The sequence below is a fragment of the Nocardia cyriacigeorgica NBRC 100375 genome (assembly GCF_000308555.1).
Classification (GTDB): Bacteria; Actinomycetota; Actinomycetes; order Mycobacteriales; family Mycobacteriaceae; genus Nocardia; species Nocardia cyriacigeorgica.
Genome location: NZ_BAFY01000163.1, coordinates 14,065 through 36,598 on the forward strand (window position 1 = coordinate 14,065; position 22,534 = coordinate 36,598).

Sequence of the window (22,534 nt, forward strand, 5' to 3'; positions counted from 1 at the left end):
GGCGCTTCTACCATCCGAGGATGAGCATTGGCGCCAAGGCTGTCCTCGAGGGCGGCCCACAGGACCTGCCCGCCCGAATCGTGCCGATCACTCCGCCGGGGTTCGAGCTGAAGATCCCCTTCAAGGGTGGCTACGAACACTTCAAGACCACCGGGCGTGAGCAGGACACGCCCGAGGGCCGGCTGCCGGTCTACGCCTGGAGCGATCGCACCGAAATCGCGGAGTGAATCCGGGGCATCCGTTCGAGCGGCGCTGAACGGTCGCGCCGCTCACTACCCAGCTGTTCCGCCGGTCCTGTCGATGGACAAACGCGTAACCAACTGGTTACACTTTTGCCATGGACGAGGTGGCCAGCGCGATCGCCGATCCGGTCCGCCGGGAGATCCTGGAGCTGCTGCGCGGCACCAGGCTCACCGCCGGTGAGATCGCCGGGCACTTCCCCATCAGCAGGCCGGCGATCAGCAGACATCTGCGCGTCCTGCGCGACAGCGGCCTGGTCCACGACGAACTCGTGGGCAGGCAGCGCTACTACCGGCTCGACCCCGCGCCCTTCGAGGCCCTCGCCCGCTGGCTGACCGGATTCGCCGAGGCCGCCAGTTGGGAACGCCACCTCGACGCGCTCGATACCGAGGTCTACCGGACCAGGCGGGAACGCCGGACCGCGGACGATACGACCGCAACGGACCACACGACGACACAGGAGAACACCGCATGACCCCCCGACCCACCGGACGACTCTTTCCCGCGCCGACCGGGCGCGACCTGGTGTTGACCCGCAGCTACCGTGCGCCCATCGAGGACGTGTGGGCCAGCATCACCGAATCCGACCGCACCGCACGCTGGTTCGGCCCATGGCAGGGCGAAGCGGGGCCCGGCAAGACGATCAAGGTCCAGATGGCGTTCGAAGACGAGCAGCCCTGGATGGATATGCGCATCGAGACCTGCGAACCACCGCACCGCCTCGGCGTCTCTGCCGAGGACGAGGCCGGATCCTGGTTCCTCGACGTCGAACTCACCGAGACCGACGGCACCACCGAGCTGCGTTTCACCCACCACCTGCGCAGCGACGACGAAGTCGCGCAGGCCCCGCAGGTCGGGCCGGGCTGGGAGTTCTACCTGGACATGCTCGGTGCGGCCCGGGCGAATACCGCCCACCCCGATTTCGACGACTACTACCCGGCGATGAAGTCGTATTACGAAGAGCAGATCAGCTGAGCAGCGCCGGGCGGTTGCGCTGCGGACGCCGATTCAGCTGCTGACGCCGACGACACGTCCGACGGTCGAGGCGTCGGGGACGACGTCGAGCATCGCGCGGGCGACATCGGCGCGCGGGATGCTCAGCCCGGCCGGGCCACCGTCGACGATCCGCCGGATCCGGCCGGTACCCGGCGCATCGGTGAGCCTGGACGGACGCACCGACGTCCAATCCAGGCCGCTGTCGGCCAGGATCGCCTCCATCCGCTCGAGATCGGCGTACAGATCCTTCAGCAACGCGCGCAGCGGCACCGAGACCGCTCGAACCCCGAGCGGCTGTCCGGCGCCGGAACGATTCAGCGTGCCCGCCGACACCACGACAAGGCGGCGCACCCCGGCCGCGCGCATGGCGTCGGCCACCGCGGTAGCCGAGGTCGAGGCCGGGCGCAGCGGATCACGACGGCCGTTGGCACCGATGCCCGACAGCACCGCGTCCGCGCCCGCGACCGCGTCGGTGAGCGATTCCGCGGACAGCGCGTTGCCCCGGACGACGCGCAGGCGATCATCCCGCTCGTGCGGCAAGCGATCGGGATTGCGCACGACCGCTGTCACCTCGTGGCCATCGGCCACCGCCTGCCCGACGAGGTGGCGCCCCACCCCGCCGGTCGCACCGAGAACCGTGATTCGCATGAGCGTCTCCTGCCTGATCATCACCTCGAATAACTTCGGATGTCAGAATAGTTTGAATATCCAAACATTGCTAGAGTGATGCCATGCCCGATGCCCCGCCCTTCGCCGACGATCCGGCCGCGCCGGGCCGCAGACTCTCCGCCCAGGAACTCGACGCGCTCAGCCATGTCCCGCTGATCTCGGCGTCCTTCCGGCGCGCGCAGGGCGACATGCCGCAGGCCCTGCGCGCGACATTCCAGACCCATGGGCTCGGGCCACGACACGGCGCGATCCTGACGCAGCTGATGGCGGGCGAACCGGCGAGCGTCACCGATCTGGCCCGGCGGCTCGGCGTCTCACTGTCGACGGCCAGCCAGCTCGTCGGCGATCTCGCGCGGGCGGATCTGGTACTGCGCGAGGAAGACCCGCGCAACCGGCGACGCACCCTGGTGTCGATCGCGGCGGCGGTCAGGCCGATCTTCGAACAGTTCCTCGCGGTGCGCTCGGCCGCGCTGCTGCGCGCCATCGCACGATTGGAACCTGCCGATCGGCCGGCGTTTCTGGCCGGGCTGGCCGCATGGGCGCAGGAGGAACAGATGGTCACCGCAGCGGCCGCGCCGACCGACAGGCGCGCGAAGGCCGAATGAAGCCCTGCGCGTAGACGCTTGAACATCGACAAGCCCCCGCAACGACATCGTTGCGGGGGCTTGTCGAAACGCCGGTCGCCGGTCGGCGACGGACCCGGCTAGTCCTCCAGCTCGGCGAGCACCTCGTCCGAGACGTCGACGTTGGTGTAGACGTTCTGCACGTCGTCGCTGTCTTCGAGGGCATCGACCAGTTTGAAGACCTTGCGGGCCCCGTCGGCGTCGACCGCGACACTGACCGAGGGCTGGAAGCCGGACTCGGCGGAGTCGTAGTCGATGCCGGCGGCCTGCAGGGCCGAGCGCACCGCGATCAGGTCGCCGGGCTCGCTGATGATCTCGAAGGATTCACCCAGGTCGTTGACCTCTTCGGCGCCGGCGTCCAGCACCGCCATCAGCACGTCGTCCTCGGTGAGGCCGTTCTTTTCCAGGGTGACGACGCCCTTGCGGTGGAACAGGTACGCCACCGAACCCGGGTCGGCCATATTGCCGCCGTTGCGGGTCATCGCGACGCGCACCTCACCGGCGGCGCGGTTGCGGTTGTCGGTGAGGCATTCGATCAGCACCGCGACACCGTTGGGGCCGTAGCCCTCGTACATGATGGTCTGCCAGTCGGCGCCGCCGGCTTCCTCGCCGCCGCCGCGCTTGCGGGCGCGCTCGATGTTGTCGTTGGGAACCGACGACTTCTTCGCCTTCTGGATGGCGTCGTACAGGGTCGGGTTGCCATCCGGGTCACTGCCACCCGTCCGGGCCGCCACCTCGATGTTCTTGATCAACTTGGCGAAGAGCTTGCCGCGCTTCGCGTCGATCGCCGCCTTCTTGTGCTTGGTGGTGGCCCATTTGGAGTGGCCGCTCATTCCCCTACTTCCTTCAGGTCGATGGCACGTGTGGTCGTCTACGGTACCGGCATGGCCGGGCGGACAACTTCCCCAGCCTACTCGGCGCGCCTACCGGGCCGGTCGGGACGGGCCCGGATCACGCGGGCGCCGATTCAGCCGCGTGATGTACCACCTCCGGCCAGCGGACCGGCCAGGTCAGGCGTTGCGGACCAGGTCGACGAACATGCGATGCACCCGCAGATCCCCGGTGACCTCCGGGTGGAACGAGGTCGCCAGCACATTGCGCTGGCGCACCGCCACGATCTTGCCCGCGGCCGGCCCGCTGGGCACCCGGGCCAGCACGTCGACGTCGTCACCGACCCGCTCGACCCACGGCGCCCGGATGAACACCGCGCGCACGGGGCCGTCGTCGAGTCCGGCGAAGTCCAGATCGGTTTCGAAGGAATCGACTTGGCGTCCGAAGGCATTGCGCCGCACCGTCATATCGATGCCGGACAGGTGCTTGGCATCGGGCCGGGTGTCGAGCACTTCGTCGGCGAGCAGGATCATGCCCGCGCAGGACCCGAAGGCCGGCAGCCCGTCGCGCAGCCGGGCGCGCAGCGGTTCCAGCAGGTCGAACACCTCGAGCAGTTTGCTGATCGCGGTGGACTCGCCGCCAGGCAGCACCAGCCCGTCCACAGCGGCCAGTTCCTCGACCCGGCGCACCAGCGTCGGGCGGGCGCCGCAGCGCTCCAGCGCGGTCACGTGTTCGCGTACGTCGCCCTGCAGGGCGAGCACACCGATGGCCGGCTGTGCGCTCTCGTTCGCGGAGGTCTGCGCCGCAGGTGCGGCGACCGCTGAAAGGTTCACTCCGCACAGCTTACGAGGCGCCGCGGTGTGGGCCTGCTCACGGTCCGCGTGCCGCTACGTCTCGCGCCGAGTGCGGATCAGCCCTTCCTGGACCACGGAGGCGACCAGTTCGCCGGCGCGGTTGAAGATCTTGCCGCCGGTGAGCGCGCGGCCGAAACCGGCCGACGGGGAGGACTGGTCGTAGAGCAACCAGTCGTCGGCGCGGAACGGGCGCAGGAACCACATGGCGTGGTCGAGCGAGGCGTCCTGGGTCGGTTCGTCGGGATGGGTGACCTTCGACGAACCCAGCAGAGTCATATCGCTCATGTAGGCCAGGGTGCACACGTGGAACAGCGGGTCGTCGGGCAGCGGGTGCCGGTAGCGGAACCACACCTGCTGCGGGGACACCACGCCGGGACGCTGAGTGACCGATTCCTGCGGCACCGGGCGGATGTCCCAGTGCTCCCATTCCCGCATGGCCCACAGCCGTTCGGGGCTCATGGTGGTCTTGGCGTCGGGCAGCTCCTCGGGCGGCTGCACCACCGGCATCTCGTCCTGGTGGGCCGGACCGTCGTCGCCGACGTGGAAGGAGGCCGACATGGTGAAGATGGCGGCGCCGTCCTGCACGCCGGTCACCCGGCGGGTGCAGAAGGAGCGTCCGTCGCGGATACGTTCGACCAGGTAGACCGTTGGCTGGTCGGGGTTGCCCGGACGCAGGAAATAGCCGTGCAGCGAATGCACCTGGAACCGCGGATCCACCGTGCGCACCGCCGAGACCAGCGCCTGGCCGGCGACCTGACCGCCGAAGGTTCGCTGCAGCTGGGTCTTGGGCGAGGCACCACGGAAGATGTCCCGCTCGAGCCGCTCGATCTCCAGCGCTTCTTCGATGGTCGCCAACTTCTCCGCCTCTCCGTGCCACTGGCCGGTCGTCCGAGTACTGCACAACCGCGCGGGTTATCGGACGGCAACTATGGACCGGCCGGTCCCGACGGGACTTCTATGTTCGCACGCAGGCGGGCCGGGGACCGGCAGGGGGCAGCGCTCGGGAACCGGGATGACGGCGGTCACATCGGGTCACGCCCCCGCAACACAGCGCCGCTCGGCGTGGTCGCCGACCTCACGCGCAGGCGGGTGACTGCTCGCCGAGCATCGACAGCATCGTGCAGGCCCAGATCAGCTGAACCTTCCAGCTTCCGTCCTCGCTCACGAACGGTATCTCGACGGGGCTGGTCTGCCCGTTGAGCGTGACATTGGCATTCGCGTAGAAGGCGTCACCGAAGCGCTGCGGGTTCACGCCGATGACGCGCAGCTTCGCCCCGGTCTCGTGCACCGTCCGCGCCAGCCGGAAGGGCAGGTCCGGATCGGCCTGCGCGCCTTCGACGAACGCGAGCTTGTGCTGGTTGCGGACGGGGTGCGTCCACGCCCATATCCGCGCCACCGGGTCGAGTCCGGTGCTCAGCTGGTCGTCGAGTGCCGCGGCGCTCGGCGGCGGGTCACTGTCGGCGGCGGCCGGACCGACCGTGCCGAATGTCAGTGCCAGGCTTGCGAATACGAGAAGGCCTGCCCTGTGAAAGGTCATCCGGGCCTACCTCCTGCGTCATGGAATCGGCGCGACGAGTTCGCCGAGACTCGGAAAGTAGCACAAGAGCGCGGGATTCAACGTTGCGTTCGCTGTCGGGCGCAGCCGCCCGCGGATCGGGCGGGGTCGAACGCGGGCGACTTTGCGCGTGCGCGGATATCTGTGCGCGCAACATGGGCGGACACGGCGGAGCGGGTGTCCCATCACCTGACATGACACCCGCTCCGGTAGGTCCCTATGCCCTATCGCGGGCGCCGATTCACCAACCGCGCTCGGCCAGCCGATGCGGCTGCGCGATCTCTTCGACGTTGATGCCGACCATGGCCTCACCCAGACCACGCGACACCTTGGCCAGCACATCGGCATCGTCGTAGAAGGTGGTGGCCTTGACGATGGCGGCGGCGCGCTGGGCCGGATTGCCGGACTTGAAGATGCCCGAACCGACGAACACGCCCTCGGCGCCGAGCTGCATCATCATCGCGGCGTCGGCCGGAGTGGCGATACCACCGGCGGTGAACAGCACGACCGGCAGCTTGCCGGTTTCGGCGACCTCGCGGACCAGCTCGTAGGGCGCCTGCAGCTCCTTGGCGGCGACGTAGAGCTCGTCGGCGGGCAGCGACGACAGCTTGCGGATCTCCTGGCGGATCTGGCGCATGTGGGTGGTGGCGTTGGAGACGTCGCCGGTGCCCGCCTCACCCTTGGAGCGGATCATGGCCGCGCCCTCGGTGATCCGGCGTAGGGCCTCACCGAGGTTGGTGGCGCCACAGACGAACGGAACGGTGAAGTTCCACTTGTCGATGTGGTTGGTGTAGTCGGCCGGGGTCAGCACCTCGGACTCGTCGATGTAGTCGACGCCGAGGCTCTGCAGGATCTGCGCCTCCACGAAGTGGCCGATACGGGCCTTGGCCATCACCGGGATCGAGACCGCGTTGATGATGCCGTCGATCATGTCCGGATCGCTCATCCGGGACACGCCGCCCTGGGCGCGGATATCGGCGGGCACCCGCTCGAGCGCCATGACGGCGACCGCACCGGCGTCCTCGGCGATCTTGGCCTGCTCCGGGGTGACGACGTCCATGATCACCCCGCCCTTGAGCATTTCGGCCATGCCGCGCTTCACGCGGGCGGTACCCGCCTCACGGGTCGCCTCGGTGGTCTGGGTGGTCTCGGGCGTGGTCACGGCAAACTCCTGTGTCATGTGCGCCTATGGATCGTCAGCGGTAGAACGACACGATTCTAGGCGTGCCCCGAAGTGCCCTTGATAGCCAGTTGAGCACGACTGGCCTTGCCACGACCAGCACGTTCGCCACGGCGGCACCGGACTGGACCGGTCCCGGGGCCGGTGGAGTACGCATTCGCCGGGCCCGATGCGAGGTTCGACGGACCCGGCGAAACGCCGGATTCGATCAGATCGGGTTGATCACCAGCAACGTCGCCCAGTACTCCGCGGCGGCGGCGCCGATGATCGGCATCAGGAAATCGAACAGGATGTACGACACGTACTCATTCACCTCCACCCACCGAGTCGACCCTCGCTCGGCCGGTCAAACCGCATCGACGGTAGCACGGTCGTGAATCCGGTCACACCGAACGCACGATCACCTGGTCAGCGAATGGAACGGACCTCAGGGTCGGTGTCGGCGTCGGCGGCGGCTGCGGCTTCGGCGATGAGCTCGTCGAGGTGATAGGGGTACACGGTCTCGCCGGCGGCGTCGAAGGTGGTGATGTCGGCGGCGGTGCACCAGCGGTGCCCGGTGATCGAGCGTCGCTCGACGTAGGTGAGGTTGGCCGGGCGTGGATCGAACTGCCGCACCCGCAGGGCGAAGAACAGCTCTTCGGAGCGGATGAGTTCACCGTTGAACGGGAACACCGCCACCCGCCGCCAGATCGGTCCGCGCAGCGCCGCCGGATCGGCCGTGTAGCCGGTTTCCTCGTGGATCTCGCGGACCGCAGCCGCACGCAGGCTCTCCCCCGGCTCCACCCCGCCGCCGACGGTGAACCAGAACGAGACCTCGGGCACCTTTGGGTCGTTGCCGCGCATGAGCAGCACCCGGTCCTGCTCGTCGATCAGCACCGCACGGGCCGAGGTGCGGATGGTGTCGACCTCGAGCCCGGTCGCCGCCGCCGGGGTGGCGCGTTCGGTGATCTCGAAGTAGGTCGGCAGCGGCGCGGTACCGCCGAGATGCAGCAGCCGGACCGGGCGCCGGGTGCGCAGTGCGAGGGTGTCGCGGACGGCGTCGTTGTGGAATCGGCGCGCGATCAGCACCCTGGCCTCGGCGTCGGCCAGCTCGGCCACCAGCTGCGGGCGCAGCTGCCCGATATCGACCGCCGACAGCGCCGCCGAGAGCTGATTCTCCACCGTTTCGCGGTCGGCGCGCCCGGCCCGTTCGGCGCGGTCGGCCAGCGTGGACAGCTGTTTGGCCTGCTCGGCGAGCGCCGGATCCGACACCGGGCCCGCGATCGCCATCGCCACCGATCGGGCCACCACCGCCCGCCGGGCCAGCGCACCGTCGAGCGCCTGCCAGGACTGGTCCGAGCGCACATGCAGCCGGTCGAGCCGGTTGGCCGTGGAATAGGCCCACAGGCCGATGGCCACGACCACCGCGGCGATCAGGGCGAGGACGAGAACGGTTGTCGCGGAGAAGGTGATCATCCGGCTGCCCTCACCCGGATGTCGCCGACGGTGACCGTCTCGTACACCCGCAGAATCTGTTCGGCCACCACCGGCCAGTCGTATTCGCCGACCACCTGGGTGGCCGCCCGCACCAGCTCGGTGCGCCGGGCCTCGTCGGTGAGCACGGTGTCGAGCGCGGTAGCCAACGCCGCCGCATCACCCACCGGCACCAGCAGCCCTGCGGTACCGTCGCGCAGCACCCGGCGGAAGGCGTCGAGTTCGCTGGCGACGACCGCGGTGCCCGCGGCCATGGCCTCGATCAGGATGATGCCGAAGCTCTCGCCACCCAGATTGGGCGCCACGTAGACGTCGGCGCTGCGCATGGCCGAGGCCTTCTCCGCATCGGAGACCTGCCCGAGGAACCGCAGATGCCCGGCATGCGGGCCCGCTTCTCTGCGTAGCCGTTCCTCGTCGCCGCGCCCGACGATCAGGATCTCGACCTCCGGATGCCTGCGCACCAGTTCGGGTAGTGCGCCGAGCAGGACCTCCATACCCTTGCGCGGTTCGTCGTAGCGGCCGAGGAACAGCACGGTGCCGCCCGTGCGCGGATAGCCCGGCAGCATCGGGGCGCGGGCGAAGGACGCGACATCGACGCCGTTGGGGATCTCCACCGCGTCCGATCCCAATGCCTCGACCTGCCAGCGTCGGGCCAGTTCCGAGACCGCGATCCGGCCGCTGATCTTCTCGTGATACGGGCGGAGCACACCCTGAAAAGTGCTGAGCACCAACGATTTCGTGGTCGAGGTGTGGAAGGTCGCCACGATCGGGCCTTCGGCGATCTTGAGCGCGAGCATCGACAGGCTGGGCGCGTTCGGTTCGTGGATGTGCAGCACGTCGAAATCGTTGCCGTCGATCCAGCGGCGGATGCGGGTGTAGGCCGTCGGTCCGAACGACAATCGGGCGACCGACCCGTTGTACGGGATGGCCACCGCGCGGCCGGCCGAGACGACGAACTCCGGCAGCGGCGTCGAATCCGATGCGGGCGCAAGCACACTCACCTTGTGCCCGCGTTCGATCATCACCCGCGCCAGCTCGACCACATGCGCCTGCACACCGCCCGGGACGTCGAACGAATAGGGGCAGACCATGCCGATCTTCATCGCTGCGCAACTCCCCCACCGGTAAGGCCGCCGCGTGCGCCGGGATCGTCCAGGCCGGCCTGCACGGCCGCTATTCTGGCCCGTCTCTGCTCGGACAGATCGTTTTCCCACAGCGGCTGCAGCATGTGCCAGTCGGCCGGATGCGCGGAGATATTCGCCGCGAAGACGTCGGCGAGCGCTTGCGTCGCGGCTGCGACCCCACCGGAAACATCCAGCGGTGCACCGGTTTTCAGGCCCCAGCCCTCGACGCCCGCATCGTCGACGGTGAACCAGGCGTGTACCGGCATCAACGCCGCACCGGTCTCGATGGCCAGTTTCGCGGCACCGGCGGGCATCCAGGTGCGCTCACCGAAGAAGTCGACCGGCACACCCTTGCCGGTCAGATCGCGCTCACCCATCAGGCAGACGATCTTGTTCTCCCGCAGCCGCGCCGCCAACTGCGGAAACGGCGGTTGCTCACCGCCGGTGAGCGGGAAGACCTCGAAGCCGAGGCTCTCCCGGTAGGCGACGAACCGTTCGAACAACGATTCCGGTTTCAGCCGCTCGGCGACAGTGGTGAAGGTGCCGTAACTCTGCACCAGCCACATCCCGGCCATGTCGTAGTTGCCCGAATGCGGCAGCACGAAGATCACGCCACGCCCCTCGGCCAGCGCGGCGTCCAGATACGGGATGCCCTGCACCGGCATCCGGCCCGAGGCCGCGAGCGCCGCGTGGTCCATCGTCGGCAGCCGGAACGCCTCCCGCCAGTAGCGGGCGTAGGAGCGCATGCTCGCGCGGATCAGCTCGTCGGGCACCGCTTCGGGGGCGAGGGCGAGTACCCGGGCGAGGTTGCGGCGCAACTGGTGTGGCCCGCCGCCGCGCACCGCGCGGTCGGCACCCCAGTCGAACAGCTTGCGCGCGGTCGGTTCCGGCAGCGCGCGCACCATGCGCCAGCCCGCGGCATACGCGCGGTCGCTGAACGCCCCTTTGAGACGAGCGGAGAAGCCGTCTTCGGGCTGTGCGGGCGCAGGACGGGTCTCGGTCGCGGTCACGACCGCCGCTCCGGGTCCGCGGAACCCTCGGTCTGCGCCTGCGGCGGCGTCATCGGGATGATGTCGCGTGCCCCTGCCGAATTGCGCACCGCCAGCACCCGCTGCAGCACCGTCACGATGCTGAGCACCGCGAGGATCCACATCGCGACGTGCACCGCCCAGGTCAGCCATTCGATCCCCCAATATCCGCCGATGCCGGTGAATCCGGCGCCCACCAGCACGATGACCAGCCGATCCGGGCGTTCGATGAGCCCACCGTCGGCGGACAGTCCGCTGGCTTCGGCCCTGGCCTTCGCGTAGGAGATCACCTGCGAGGTCACCAGCACGACCAGGGTAGCGAACAACAACGGCTTGCTGTGTTCGTGATAGACCGCCCACCAGGCCAGACCGCCGAAGATCGCGCCGTCGGCGACCCGGTCGCAGGTGGCGTCGAGCACCGCGCCGTATTTGGTGCCGCCGCCGCGGGCCCTGGCCATGGCGCCGTCGAGCATGTCGAACATGACGAACAGCCAGATCACCATGGTGCCCCAGAACAGGTGACCGGACGGGAACAGCGTCATCGCCGCGATGATCGAGGCGGCCGTGCCGATCAGGGTCATCGCGTCGGGGGTGAGGCCGGTGCGCACCAGTGCCCTGCCGAGCGGCGCCGTCGCTTTGGCGAACGTCGCGCGACCGAAGATGCTGAGCACCGATCTACTCCTCGTCCCAGGCCGCGGCGAGCAGCGCCCTGGTCTCCCTGAGCAACTGGGGCATCACCTTCACCCCGCCGACCACCGTGATGAAGTTCGCGTCGCCACCCCAGCGCGGCACGATGTGCTGGTGCAGGTGATCGGCCAGTGATCCGCCCGCCACTCCGCCGAGGTTGAGCCCGACGTTGAACCCGTGCGGCCGCGAAACCTTCTTGATCACCCGGATCGCCTGCTGGGTGAACTTCATCAGCTCGGCGCTCTCGGCCTCGGTGAGGTCTTCGAGGTTGGCGACACGGCGGTACGGCACCACCATCATGTGGCCGGGGTTGTACGGGTACAGGTTGAGCACCGCGTACACCAGCTCACCGCGAGCGACGACGAGGCCGTCCTCATCGGTCATCTTCGGGATATCGGTGAACGGATGCCCCGTCGCGTCCTTGGGTGTGGCGGTGGCCGCCTCGGCGATATACGACATCCGGTAGGGCGTCCACAGCCGCTGCAACCGGTCCGGTTCGCCCGCACCGTGATCGACGATGTCGCCTCCGTTGTCGGTGCCGCGCAACGCCGCGGCGCCGCTGTCGCTCATCGACGCTCACCGCCGCCGGCGGGACGGATCTCGAAGCCTTCCGCGGTCGGCGAGCTGTTGTCGCGCCGGGCGATCCAGTCGACGATGGTCTCCACCGCGTCGGCCACCGGCACGCCGTTGACCTGGGTGCCGTCCCGGAACCGGAAGCTGACGGCGTCGGCGTTCACATCGCGCTCGCCGGCCAGCAGCATGAACGGCACCTTCTGCGCGGTGTTGTTGAAGATCTTCTTCTGCATCCGGTCGTCGCTGCGGTCCACCTGCGCGCGCACCCCGGCCTCGTGCAGCAGCTCGATCACCCGGTCCAGGTGCGGTGCGAAGGTCTCGGCGACGGGGATGCCGACCACCTGCACCGGTGACAGCCACGCCGGGAACGCGCCCGCGTAATGCTCGGTGAGCACGCCGAAGAACCGTTCGATGGAGCCGAACAGGGCGCGATGGATCATCACCGGACGCTGCTTGGTGCCGTCGGAGGCGGTGTATTCGAGGTTGAACCGTTCGGGCAGGTTGAAGTCGAGCTGGATGGTCGACATCTGCCAGGTGCGTCCGAGCGCGTCCTTGGCCTGCACCGAGATCTTCGGCCCGTAGAACGCGGCGCCGCCCGGATCGGGTACCAGCTCCAGGCCGGAGGCCGCGGCCACCTTCGACAGGGTCTCGGTGGCCTCCTCCCAGATCTCGTCGGAGCCGACGAACTTCTCCGGGTCCTTGGTCGACAACTCCAGGTAGAAGTCGTCGAGGCCGTAGTCCTTGAGCAGATCCAGCACGAAGTGCAGGGTGTTGGTCAGCTCCGCGTGCATCTGCTCTTTGGTGCAGTAGATGTGCGCGTCGTCCTGGGTCATGCCGCGCACCCGGGTCAGGCCGTGCACCACACCGGACTTCTCGTACCGGTACACCGAGCCGAATTCGAACAGCCGCAGCGGCAACTCCCGATACGACCGCCCGCGCGAGCGGAAGATCAGGTTGTGCATCGGGCAGTTCATCGGTTTGACGTAGTAGTCCTGGCCGGGCTTGCGGACGGTGCCGTCCTCGTTGTACTCCGCGTCCAGGTGCATCGCCGGGAACATGCCGTCGCGGTACCAGTCCAGGTGGCCGGACACCTCGAACAGATGGCCCTTGGTGATGTGCGGGGTGTTGACGAATTCGTAGCCCGCCGCCACATGCCGTCGCCGCGAGTACTCCTCGAGCTCCTTGCGGATGATGCCGCCCTTGGGGTGGAACACCGGCAGGCCGGAGCCCAGTTCGTCGGGGAAGCTGAACAGGTCCAGTTCGAGGCCGAGCTTGCGGTGGTCGCGGCGTTCGGCCTCGGCCAGCAGGTGCATGTACTCGTCGAGCGCCTCGGGCGACTCCCACGCGGTGCCGTAGATGCGCTGCAGGTCCTCGCGGTTCTGATCGCCGCGCCAGTAGGCGGCGGAGCTGCGGGTGAGCTTGAAGGCGGGAATGAACTTGGTGGTGGGAATGTGCGGGCCGCGGCACAGATCGCCCCACACCCGTTCGCCCGAGCGCGGGTCGAGGTTGTCGTAGATGGTCAGCTCTTTACCGCCGACCTCCATCACCTCGGGATCGTCGATACCGGACTTGTCGCTGATCAGCTCCAGCTTGAACGGCTCGTTCGCCAGCTCCACCCTGGCGTCCTCGACCTCGATCACCCGGCGCGAAAACCGCTGCGCGCCTTTGATGATCTTCTTCATCCTGGATTCCAGCTTGGCCAGATCCTCCGGGGTGAACGGCTTGTCGACCCGGAAGTCGTAGTAGAAGCCGTCCTTGATCGGCGGGCCGATGCCGAGCTTGGCCTCGGGGAACTCCTGCTGCACCGCCTGGGCCAGCACGTGCGCGGCCGAATGCCGGATGACGCTGCGCCCGGCCTCGGTGTTGGCGGCGACCGCGGTCACCTCGACATCGACGTCCGGGGTCCAGGACAGGTCCTTGAGATCACCGGCGGCGTCGCGGACCACGACGATGGTCTCCGGTCCCTTGGTCGGCAGGCCCGCCTCACGCACCGCGGCACCCGCCGTAGTCCCGGCCGGCACCCGGACGAGGGCGGCTGGGCTGAGGGGGGCTGTGGTGGTCACGGCTGTGCTCTCCTTGGCGTTCGCGGCCGGGTTCGATCCGGCGCGCTCCGGTTCGGTGACGGCTCGATCCGTCGGTCGTGGCCGGTGGGACCCGGCCGCGACCATGCTATCGGGACGGCGGTGCTCATGTGGCGACGGACCATCGGCAGCGTGCCGACGGTCGATTCCCCGCTATCGGCCCGCGGTGCCGGTTCCGGCCCCCTCGAGCGATTCGACGCCGCACCCCTCGCGTCGCCGGCGCATCCGTCGTCGCGTCCTCGCTCAGTCCTGCGCTGCCATCCGGGTCAGCAATTGCTCACGTTCGGCGCTCGGGCGCTTCGGGCACGAGGTGCACATCTCACATCCCGGGACCTCGTAGACCAGGCAGCAGGAGATGCGCCGGACGAAGGTGCGGTCGCCGATCTCGACGTATCGCGGGGCGGGCAGCTTGCCGCCGATCTCGCCGGCGAGCCGGGTCCCGGCCTCGGGCACGCCCGCGTCGATCGCACGGTTGCCGATGGCGTCGGCGACCACCGCCCACAGCGCGGGCGCCCGCGCCCCGGAGACCGCCGCGATCTGGGCGATCACCGCCGCGAGCGTGTCGTGCAGTGCGGTGCCCGCCGCAGACCGTGCCGGTGCGGATCGGTCCTGGTCCCCCGCCGCCTCGGCGTCGTGGAATCCCTCACCGCCTGGTCTCGAACCGCCGCTCGGCCCGAGGTCCTCGCTCGAACCGGCACGCTCGCGGGTCGTCGCACCACCGGACCGGCCGGGGTGATCGTCCTCGGCGTGATCGCCGATCGAGGCGTTGCCGGACCGAGGAAGGTCTTCGGTGGGCTCGACGGCCGGACCGGCAGCCTCCTCGACCAGGTCGGACGATCCGATGAAGATGATGCGGTCGACGCCACCATCCGGCCGCACATCGCAGCCGATGCGATCCAACTGAGCCAGTGGTGCACGCTCCCCGGCGGCATAGGCCCGTGCCACGGGCTCGACCAGCGCCGAGGCCACCATGCACCACCAGAGCGTGCCACCGACGCGCGCTGCCCCCGTCCCCCAGGAGCGCCCCATCTCCGCGATGCGTGCGGTCAACCAGTCCGGGTCGGTGAGCATCCGGCCCGGGACCGTGTTCACGACATCAGGGGACTGCGCAACCATTGCCACTCGACTCCGATCCAGCCGCCGATCAATCCGAATGTTCCGAGAATCCACAGCGTCGCCACGACCAGCGCGGCGGTGGCCAGTGCGGCCAGTGTCTTGAACACCGGCCCTCGGGCGCCGTACCAGGCCATGACCTGCCGGTATCGGTCCCGCAGCCAGCCGAGCGCGCGGCGCGCCCAGGAGAATTCGGTGGCCAGGATGCCGAGACCGGCGAAAACCATCGCCCAGCCGGGACCGGGATAGGGGATCGCGACGATGCCGATGACGAGCACAATGGTCCCGACCAGCGCCACCCCGATCCGGTAGGCGAGGTTCAGGGTAGGGCGGGCGCTCACCCTGTTCCGGAAGGCGCGCCAGGGGCCGGGCTTGGTGGACTGTTCCGGGTCCAGCTCGATGCTCACATTTCCAGCCTAAAGCGCCACGCGGAATGGTCACCGCGCCGTTGCCCGGTGCCTCGGCAACTGCGCAGGTCTACACCGGAAACACCGGCCCGGGTCGGCAGCGCCGCGCCGTGTGCGTGCGTGTGTCGATCCACCCCATCCGTGCGTGCACCCGGCCATCCGCTCGGGATGGCCGGGTGCACGCCGCTACCTGCCGACGACTCAGACGAGCGCGGCGGCGACGCGACGACCGGACTCATCGATGTGGGCGATCCCGTCGACGCTCACCTCGATCACCCGCGCGCTGGCGATATCGAAGAACAGTCCCGACACCGTCACCCCACGTTCGGCGACCGCCCGGCTCACCGCCGGATGCTGCTGCAAATGCTCGAGCTGCACCGCGATATTGACCATGCTGAGCTGGTCCACCTCGCCGAAGCCCGCGGCCGCGGCGGCCCGGCGCACCGGATGGCCGGCGCGGAAGCGTTCCAGGCTGGGCTGGGCGTGTTCGAGCCAGGCGTCGATCTCGGGTCCGCACGGCTGCCCGTTGTGCAGTGCCGTCATCGCTCCGCACGAGGAGTGGCCGCACACCACCACCGATCGCACGCTCAGGTTCTGCAGCGCGAACACCAGCGCCGATTCCACCGAGGCGTCGCCGGATTCGGGCACCAGATTGCCGACATTGCGCACGGTGAAGAGATCGCCCGGGCCGCTGTTGGTGATGATGTTGGGCACGATCCGCGAGTCCGAGCAGGTCAGGAAGAACGAATCCGGATCCTGCCGGTCGCGCAGTTCGTCCAGGTGCGGACGCACCAGGTGCGCATGGCCGCGGTGGTAGGCCGCGATACCGCTGACGATCGGGTCGTGGACGTCGTCGCTGCCCTTCTTCTCGTCACGCTCGCCCACTCGCCACGGCCCGAGCACGTCATCGAGCACGACCCGGCCGAAGCTGCGGGCCGGCGGTGCGCTGGTGGCGGCTTCCATCCGCGCCGAGCCGATCTCCACGAAATCGACTGTGCCGCCGTTGGCCTCGTGCTGGCGAGCCCAGTCGACGATGGCCTCGTAGGCGGCGTGGTCGAGGAAGTCGACGGTCATCTCGACGGTGACACCCACCCCGGCGGGCACCTTGGCCAGCGTCGAGGACAGTTTCGGCAGTGCGAGGAAGGTGCACGAACCGTCGATGGTCACCAGCCAGCGGTCGCTGCCAGAAAGCGGTTTGGCGTCGATGACCACGCGCACCACCCGCCACAGCAGCAGCGCGAACGCCAGTGCCAGACCGATCAGCACGCCCTCGAGCAGGTTCAGGAAGACCACCGTGGCGATGGTGACCAGGTAGACCACCAGATCGCCGGTGCGATGCGCCATCTTGATGTGCGCGATCTTGACCAGCTGCACGCCGATCACGATCAGCAGACCGGCCAGCGCAGCCAGCGGGATCTGCTGCACCAGTCCGGCCAGCGCGACCGAGAACAGCAACACCCACACGCCGTGCATGACCGCCGACGCCTTGCTGCGCGCACCCGCCATCACGTTGGTCGAGCTGCGCACGATGACGCCGGTGACCGGCAGACCGCCGAGCAGGCCGGACAGCATATTGGCCGAGCCCTGGCCGATCAGTTCCCGATCGAAGTTGGCGCGCGGGCCGGTGTGCATCTTGTCGATGGCGACGGCCGAGAGCAGGCTTTCCACGCTGGCGATCAGTGCGAAGGTGAGGATCATGACCGCGACGGCGGTCCAGTTTCCGCTGGGGATCTCCGGCAGCCCGATCGCGTCGAACAGCGAACCCTCCAGCGTGATTCGCGCCACGTCCAGCGGCAGCACCAGCGAGAGCACGGTGGCGAGCAGGATGGCTACCAGCGGTCCCGGCACCACTCGAATGCGTTCTGGCACATACTTCCAGCCGAGCATGACCGCGATGACGACCAGCCCGATGAAGGTGCCGCCGACGTGCAGCGAGCCCAGCTGCGCGGGCAGCGTGGAGATATTGGCCCAGGCCGAGCTCGCCGAATCACCGCCGAGCAGCACGTGCACCTGCTGCAGCGCGATGGTGACACCGATGCCGGCGAGCATCGCGTGCACCACCACCGGCGCGACGGCCAGTGCGGCGCGGGCGATGCGGCTCAGGCCGAACAGGATCTGTAACGCACCGGCCGCGATGACGATGAATCCGGTGATGCGCCAGCCGAATTGGTTGATCGATTCGGCGACGATGACGGTGAGGCCGGCAGCCGGACCGCTCACCTGGAGTACGGAGCCGCCGAGCGAACCGGCGACGATACCGCCGATCACGGCGGCGATCAGACCGGAGGCGACGGGCGCACCGGAGGCGTAGGCGATGCCGAGCGAAAGCGGCAGCGCGACAAGGAAAACCACGATCGAAGCGGGCAGATCGTAGCGCAGGATCGAAGACAGACGGTCGGACAGGGTGGATCCGGACTCGGAGTCGCCTGGCGGTGACAGCGGCGGGTTCGGATCGATCTTGGTAGCCATTGTTCTCCTTCGCCGACTCGGCGCAGCGCCGAGGTCGGTTGACGATCAACATGTCCAGTCGGGCAAGGACCGCGAACCGGCATCTCGCGGTGAAGAGGCTCTCCCGGCACGGCGGCGGGCCGAGATTTAAACCACAACAATGATATTAGTAAAGACTTAGCAAAGCCTGAGAAGCGGACATTCCGTACGTTTCACCACAATCCGCCCGGAGCGTGTGCTGTCTCACAACGCCCGCGCCACCGTGGTGCGGGCCTCTGCGAACTCGATGGAGAGAAGCGATATCCCTGGCGCACCACTACTCGAGCACCGGAGGCGACCGGACCGGCCGCGGCACCGTCACCCCATGGAGTTCAGCAGCCTCCGGACGGCACGCACGCGCCGCAGGCTTGCCGCTCGTGCCGCCATCCGAAGATCCTGCGCTGCGCGCGAATTCGCCTGCTCGAGAACATCGCGACAGGCCGGGTGAAGTGGCCGGACGGTGCGGCCGGCAGACGACGAGGTCCGTGATGCGGGATCGGTGTCGGTCGACATATTTCTCCTTCGCCGGTCCGGCCTCGGCCGATCCGGTTCATCGGTGGAACATGCACTGGCATCGAGATCGAGCGCGGGCGAAGCGGCGGCGCGGACACGTCGTGACTACCGAGACGCCCGGGCAACGCGGAACAGATCGATAGTAAAGACTTACCAAAGCTCCCGAAAAGGCCTTGGGACCCGAAGATGACAACCGCTATCAAAATGTGACACACACCACAGACCTGGTTCGTCAGCGATGGGAAGCCGTCGACCGCGGGCGGATGGGTACCGGTAGGCCCGCCAACAGGATGTCGACGCAGCTCGAATCGTTGCCCGGGCCGCCCGCGACCAGGGGCGGTTACCCGTGTATGCGCTCGGGGGCCGGCGCGTCGTATCGATGGCGAACGAGTTCGGATAGGCCCGCGACGGGAAGGACGAGAATTTTAGGTGAGTGCGATGATGATCGTCTCGACCGAGGCGATCAGGTGCGGATCATCGGTGCCATCTGCGCCATCATCGGGGCGTTCCAGGTGTCGCCGAGCGCCACGCGAGAATATGGGGCTTGGCCACCGTTTTGGCCACCCTCCCGAAACATGCGAGAGGCCCTGACCGGGTTTGTCCTGGTCAGGGCCTCTTCTTTCGGTGGTCCCAGCTGGGATCGAACCAGCGACCTTCCGCGTGTGAGGCGGACGCTCTCCCGCTGAGCTATGAGACCATCGTCGACCGGCGAGCGGTCACTCGGACCGTGCTGCGGGGCACCGTCCGAACGAGTAGGAACCTTAACACGGCGCCCCCGCCGACCACCAAATCGCCCCTCCCGCAGTACGCCCGGGCGTTCATCAGCGCGGCTCGACCGTCCGCACGGGAGGTGGTTTCCGGCCGCTCGTGCCGGTCGAGCGGCGCCGCTGTCCCCATGTGACGCGGCCACCCTCGACCGAAAGCCCACACGACCGACCGATGAACAGTTCCCGTCATCTACCCGCCCGAACTACCCCGGTGTAATTCGATTTCGGGCCTATCTACCAGCGGATTTGTAGGTTGCGCCGAACGTCGGCTAATGTTCTGTCTCGCACCACGGAGGCGAACAACACGCCACCGGGATGCAGAATGCGGATGTAGCGCAGCTGGTAGCGCATCACCTTGCCAAGGTGAGGGTCGCGGGTTCGAATCCCGTCATCCGCTCGAGAGGTAGGGCCAGGCAGTAATTATTCGCCGTCCCCCTTTGCGCGGTGGAGTGGCCGAGTGGTGAGGCAACGGCCTGCAAAGCCGTGCACACGGGTTCGATTCCCGTCTCCACCTCGCGCGATTAGCTCAGCGGGAGAGCGCTTCCCTGACACGGAAGAGGTCACTGGTTCAATCCCAGTATCGCGCACCACACGAAAGCCCCGGCTCCGGCCGGGGCTTTCGTGCTTTCCATGGCTTCTTGTTCCAGGGCCAGCCTGCCCGACCTCCCGGCGAACCGAGAGCCGGCCCCGCGGATCCGGTCGGCCGGACCCGTCGGTGCCCCCCGCTAGGCTGACGCCGACAACGGCGAACCGACCGGGAAACCGGTCCACGGCAGAAGGTCATGTGAGTGGCGACAGATGGGGTTCGGGACCAGCAGCGCAGCGCCGGGCAACCGAGTGCCGAGGCCACCGCCGACGACATGGTGGACGATCTCGCCGAACACCTGACCTTCGCACTCGACGACATCGACGAACACCTGGCGCGCCTGATCGACGACTACGCCATCGACCGCCCACGCGGCGCCGAAATCCTGCGGCTGCGCCTCGGGATCGGCGACCAGGGACCGGAAACGCTCACCCGAATCGGGGCACGATTCGACTTCTCCCGAGACCGGATCCGGCAACTACACACCAAAGCGGTCGGCGAACTCATCCGCCAGGCCAAGCTCACCGGCGAGCTCCCCGCGGACGAGTTCGCGCAGCGCTACCCCACCACCGCCAAGGACCAGCAGCTGGTGCGGGCGCTGCTGACCGAAACCTACGTCACCGCTACCGATCTCGTCGCCAACGAGCTCTCCTACCTGAAACTGCGGCTGGCCGGCCACGACGCCGCCGACGCCAAACGGGTCTCCGGATTCGTCGCGCAGCGCCTGGCCGCGTGGCGGAAGAAGACCAACCACCGACTGGCCAGGCTGCACGACGGTGCACCCTTCCCCGTCGGCCACGATCACGCCTGGCTCGACCACATCGACTGGCCGCCCGACGCCACCTCCCCCGCTCCCCTGCCCACCGACTCCGCGCGCACCCTCGACGGCGACGACGACGGACGCGGCCGCTTCTACCTGGACAAAGTGGGCCGCGACGTCGGCTGCGATTCCGGCCTCGATGCCCGGTTGCTCGGTGTGCTCAATGCCGACGAGCAGATCAGCACCTTCCAGGAGAACCCCGACGCGGTGCTCTACCGGGTGGACGGCGAGGAAGGGGTGCACTTCCCCACCGCCGCCGCCCGGCTCGCCGACGGCCGCGTCGCACTGATCGATGTGCAACCGCTCGGCCGGGTCGCCTACCGCGACTACCGCGCCCGGGCCGCTGCTGCCCGCAGCTACGCGCACGACAACGGCTGGGGCTGGCTGGTGTGGACCGGCTCGGCCGTCGGCGTACTGGAGGTGGCCGAGCGCCGTGTCGACGCCGCGCTGGAAACCCGCCTGACCGAGCTGGTCGAGCAGGGTGGGGCGAGCTGGGCCGCGCTCGGGCAGCTACGCGCCGACACCGGCCTCACGCCGTTGGATCTGGCGGCGGCAGTGCTGCGGCACGACTGGTCCTGGGATCGCGGCACGCACCGGATCAGCGCATCACCAGTGTCGCCGTCATGAACGTCACCAGCAGCATCATCGCGAAGATGGTGATCAACTGCCATTGATTGATGGTCTGATGCAATCGGCCGATCGCCGCACGCAACGCTCGTTCGGAGCGCTGCTGGTCGATGAGCTTGCGGTTGGCCTCGGCCACCGCGTCGGCGTGTTTTTGCACGTTGTGCTCGGACCGCTCCATCCGGTGAGTGAGCTTGGCGATCTGTTTGGTCTTGTCCCGCACCGATTTCCGTGACATCGCCAGCGCGGTGCGCTGGTTCACCAGCTCCTGGCGCTGACGGGCGATCAACATCGCCTGGGTCTTGGTGTGCTGCTCCCAATCGGTCACCGATGCCCATCCCTTCCTCAACTCGTCGCGGTAGCCCCACGCGACCTCACCATCGACCCACTGACGCAGGAACTCTCGTAATTCGTAGGGCTCCTGCCGTGGCACCACCACACCGTCGGGACCGAGCTCCAGCACACCCGAAACGGTGCGATAGTCGCAGGCGTTGGGTTCGAGATCCTCGATACCGAGTGCGGGCAGCTGCGCCACCCAGAAACCGGGGGCGCACAGCCACAGCACGCCGGTGAAACCGATGGCGCGCAACCGGTCCGTATGTGCCTGTGCCAGTTCCTGAGTCAGCGGTCCGGTGCGTACCTCGATGGCGTAGCGGCTGTCACCTTTACGCCAGTAGACATCTACGGTCACCGAGCCGATGCGGCGGTCCACCACGGCCTCGTCGGCGCCGAACGCGAGCATCCGCGCGGCCAGCCAGAACTTCAGTCGCTGGACATCCCACTGCGCGGCGACACACCGCGCGCACCCGCATCCGTAGCCGGCGGGCGACTCCACCGCCTGCCGCGTTTTCCCTGGTCCGTCCGATATCCCCAGCTCGGCAAGGATTGCCCGGCGCCCGCACGCGTTGTCTGTCCGCTGCTTCGTCTGCACGCGACCACCCACCTAACCCATCCCATAGCGACCTGCCCGGCACAGACCGGCACTTTCCAGGGTGCGGCAACCGACCGGTCCTCGCCACCCTTTCACCGTGAGGCGTTATCCAGATGCGACTCGCCCGCGACTGCGCTGCCGCCGCGGTGTGATGTCGGCCGCGTCCGGATCGGCCTCGGTGGCGGGTCCGCGAGTGAGAATCGCGCGGATCAGCCCGCGCAACCATAGATGACCGCCGTCGGCGGTGTTGCGCGGATGCCATGCCATGCCGACGGAAATGCCCGGCAGCGGCAGCGGAATGTCGAAGGGGCACAGTCCCAATGGGCCGAACAGGCCGGCACCGAGGCGCGCCGGGGCGGGGCAGACGAGCCC

General features: G+C 68.3%; 21 protein-coding genes, 4 tRNA genes and 1 pseudogene. 8 read left to right on the plus strand and 18 right to left on the minus strand.

The genetic code is table 11. The features are described from left to right. Positions 1 to 20: 20 nt before the first annotated feature. The 3 genes from RJ05_RS15390 (at position 21) to RJ05_RS15400 (ending at position 1,215) form a co-directional block, all read left to right on the plus strand. Positions 21 to 227, plus strand: coding sequence for a DUF5988 family protein (locus RJ05_RS15390; RefSeq protein ID WP_036537938.1), 207 nt, complete (start codon positions 21 to 23; stop codon positions 225 to 227). A gap of 110 nt (positions 228 to 337) precedes the next feature. Then, positions 338 to 715 (plus strand): metalloregulator ArsR/SmtB family transcription factor, encoded by a 378-nt coding sequence (locus RJ05_RS15395; RefSeq protein WP_036537915.1) that lies wholly within the window; start codon positions 338 to 340, stop codon positions 713 to 715. Then, positions 712 to 1,215 carry an SRPBCC family protein gene (locus RJ05_RS15400; RefSeq protein ID WP_036537916.1) on the plus strand — a complete coding sequence of 168 codons (504 nt, stop codon included), beginning with the start codon at positions 712 to 714 and terminating at the stop codon, positions 1,213 to 1,215. Before RJ05_RS15395 ends, RJ05_RS15400 begins: the two co-directional genes overlap by 4 nt. Before the next feature lie 33 nt (positions 1,216 to 1,248). On the opposite strand, the gene RJ05_RS15405 is transcribed toward RJ05_RS15400, so the two are convergent. After that, complete coding sequence (locus RJ05_RS15405; RefSeq protein ID WP_036537939.1) at positions 1,249 to 1,884, minus strand: NAD(P)-dependent oxidoreductase; 636 nt, start codon at positions 1,882 to 1,884, stop codon at positions 1,249 to 1,251. Between the two features lie 83 nt (positions 1,885 to 1,967). Between RJ05_RS15405 and RJ05_RS15410 the strand changes: the two genes are divergently transcribed. Then, positions 1,968 to 2,510: a MarR family winged helix-turn-helix transcriptional regulator gene (locus RJ05_RS15410; protein ID WP_036537917.1), complete on the plus strand. Its 543-nt coding sequence runs from the start codon at positions 1,968 to 1,970 to the stop codon at positions 2,508 to 2,510. A 98-nt stretch (positions 2,511 to 2,608) separates the two neighbouring features. Here RJ05_RS15410 and RJ05_RS15415 read toward each other — a convergent pair whose 3' ends face one another. The 15 genes from RJ05_RS15415 to RJ05_RS15485 all read right to left on the minus strand — a co-directional run bounded on the left by RJ05_RS15415 (position 2,609) and on the right by RJ05_RS15485 (position 19,131). Then, positions 2,609 to 3,361 carry a YebC/PmpR family DNA-binding transcriptional regulator gene (locus RJ05_RS15415; RefSeq protein WP_036537919.1) on the minus strand — a complete coding sequence of 251 codons (753 nt, stop codon included), beginning with the start codon at positions 3,359 to 3,361 and terminating at the stop codon, positions 2,609 to 2,611. Positions 3,362 to 3,538: 177 nt separating this feature from the next. Next, on the minus strand, positions 3,539 to 4,192 hold the full coding sequence (gene pdxT / locus RJ05_RS15420; RefSeq protein WP_051016598.1) for a pyridoxal 5'-phosphate synthase glutaminase subunit PdxT: 654 nt from the start codon (positions 4,190 to 4,192) through the stop codon (positions 3,539 to 3,541). A gap of 54 nt (positions 4,193 to 4,246) precedes the next feature. After that, complete coding sequence (locus RJ05_RS15425) at positions 4,247 to 5,068, minus strand: acyl-CoA thioesterase (RefSeq protein ID WP_036537921.1); 822 nt, start codon at positions 5,066 to 5,068, stop codon at positions 4,247 to 4,249. A gap of 220 nt (positions 5,069 to 5,288) precedes the next feature. Continuing rightward, a complete protein-coding gene (locus RJ05_RS15430) occupies positions 5,289 to 5,750 on the minus strand; it encodes an MTB12 C-terminal domain-containing protein (RefSeq protein ID WP_051016599.1) in 462 nt (153 codons plus the stop codon). A 259-nt stretch (positions 5,751 to 6,009) separates the two neighbouring features. Beyond that, positions 6,010 to 6,948 (minus strand): pyridoxal 5'-phosphate synthase lyase subunit PdxS, encoded by a 939-nt coding sequence (gene pdxS, locus RJ05_RS15435; RefSeq protein ID WP_036537923.1) that lies wholly within the window; start codon positions 6,946 to 6,948, stop codon positions 6,010 to 6,012. A gap of 408 nt (positions 6,949 to 7,356) precedes the next feature. Beyond that, positions 7,357 to 8,400 (minus strand): NUDIX hydrolase, encoded by a 1,044-nt coding sequence (locus RJ05_RS15440; RefSeq protein ID WP_036537942.1) that lies wholly within the window; start codon positions 8,398 to 8,400, stop codon positions 7,357 to 7,359. After that, complete coding sequence (locus RJ05_RS15445; RefSeq protein WP_036537925.1) at positions 8,400 to 9,524, minus strand: glycosyltransferase family 4 protein; 1,125 nt, start codon at positions 9,522 to 9,524, stop codon at positions 8,400 to 8,402. Before RJ05_RS15445 ends, RJ05_RS15440 begins: the two co-directional genes overlap by 1 nt. Next, on the minus strand, positions 9,521 to 10,555 hold the full coding sequence (locus tag RJ05_RS15450) for a phosphatidylinositol mannoside acyltransferase (protein WP_036537926.1): 1,035 nt from the start codon (positions 10,553 to 10,555) through the stop codon (positions 9,521 to 9,523). Before RJ05_RS15450 ends, RJ05_RS15445 begins: the two co-directional genes overlap by 4 nt. Then, complete coding sequence (pgsA, locus tag RJ05_RS15455; protein WP_036537927.1) at positions 10,552 to 11,244, minus strand: phosphatidylinositol phosphate synthase; 693 nt, start codon at positions 11,242 to 11,244, stop codon at positions 10,552 to 10,554. The genes RJ05_RS15450 and pgsA overlap by 4 nt, the downstream gene beginning before the upstream one ends. A 4-nt stretch (positions 11,245 to 11,248) precedes the next feature. Further along, positions 11,249 to 11,830, minus strand: a complete 582-nt coding sequence (locus RJ05_RS15460) for an ATP adenylyltransferase (protein ID WP_036537928.1) — start codon at positions 11,828 to 11,830, stop codon at positions 11,249 to 11,251. Continuing rightward, the gene (gene thrS / locus RJ05_RS15465; protein ID WP_036537944.1) at positions 11,827 to 13,896 is read right to left on the minus strand and encodes a threonine--tRNA ligase; all 2,070 of its coding nucleotides are present in this window, start codon (positions 13,894 to 13,896) and stop codon (positions 11,827 to 11,829) included. The genes RJ05_RS15460 and thrS overlap by 4 nt, the downstream gene beginning before the upstream one ends. Before the next feature lie 261 nt (positions 13,897 to 14,157). Continuing rightward, the gene (locus RJ05_RS15470; protein ID WP_051016600.1) at positions 14,158 to 15,006 is read right to left on the minus strand and encodes a (2Fe-2S)-binding protein; all 849 of its coding nucleotides are present in this window, start codon (positions 15,004 to 15,006) and stop codon (positions 14,158 to 14,160) included. After that, positions 15,003 to 15,434 carry a TIGR02611 family protein gene (locus RJ05_RS15475; RefSeq protein ID WP_036537930.1) on the minus strand — a complete coding sequence of 144 codons (432 nt, stop codon included), beginning with the start codon at positions 15,432 to 15,434 and terminating at the stop codon, positions 15,003 to 15,005. Before RJ05_RS15475 ends, RJ05_RS15470 begins: the two co-directional genes overlap by 4 nt. A 201-nt stretch (positions 15,435 to 15,635) precedes the next feature. After that, on the minus strand, positions 15,636 to 17,903 hold the full coding sequence (locus RJ05_RS15480) for a SulP family inorganic anion transporter (protein WP_036537931.1): 2,268 nt from the start codon (positions 17,901 to 17,903) through the stop codon (positions 15,636 to 15,638). Positions 17,904 to 19,059: 1,156 nt separating this feature from the next. Then, positions 19,060 to 19,131 (minus strand) — tRNA-Val (locus RJ05_RS15485). Positions 19,132 to 19,525: 394 nt separating this feature from the next. On the opposite strand from RJ05_RS15485, the gene RJ05_RS15490 reads away from it, so the two are divergent. The 4 genes from RJ05_RS15490 to RJ05_RS15505 all read left to right on the plus strand — a co-directional run bounded on the left by RJ05_RS15490 (position 19,526) and on the right by RJ05_RS15505 (position 21,234). Next, positions 19,526 to 19,598 (plus strand) — tRNA-Gly (locus RJ05_RS15490). A gap of 46 nt (positions 19,599 to 19,644) precedes the next feature. Beyond that, positions 19,645 to 19,715, plus strand: a tRNA-Cys gene (locus tag RJ05_RS15495). A gap of 1 nt (position 19,716) precedes the next feature. Further along, a tRNA-Val gene (locus tag RJ05_RS15500) sits at positions 19,717 to 19,791 on the plus strand. A 198-nt stretch (positions 19,792 to 19,989) separates the two neighbouring features. Then, the gene (locus RJ05_RS15505) at positions 19,990 to 21,234 is read left to right on the plus strand and encodes a sigma factor-like helix-turn-helix DNA-binding protein (protein WP_249040436.1); all 1,245 of its coding nucleotides are present in this window, start codon (positions 19,990 to 19,992) and stop codon (positions 21,232 to 21,234) included. Here the strand turns inward: RJ05_RS15505 and RJ05_RS15510 are convergent. Both RJ05_RS15510 and RJ05_RS31940 read right to left on the minus strand, forming a co-directional pair. Continuing rightward, on the minus strand, positions 21,206 to 22,066 hold the full coding sequence (locus RJ05_RS15510) for a competence protein CoiA family protein (protein WP_249040435.1): 861 nt from the start codon (positions 22,064 to 22,066) through the stop codon (positions 21,206 to 21,208). The two genes, RJ05_RS15505 and RJ05_RS15510, sit on opposite strands and share 29 nt — an antisense overlap. A 201-nt stretch (positions 22,067 to 22,267) precedes the next feature. Then, positions 22,268 to 22,534, minus strand: a pseudogene (locus tag RJ05_RS31940) (LysR family transcriptional regulator); the annotation flags it as partial.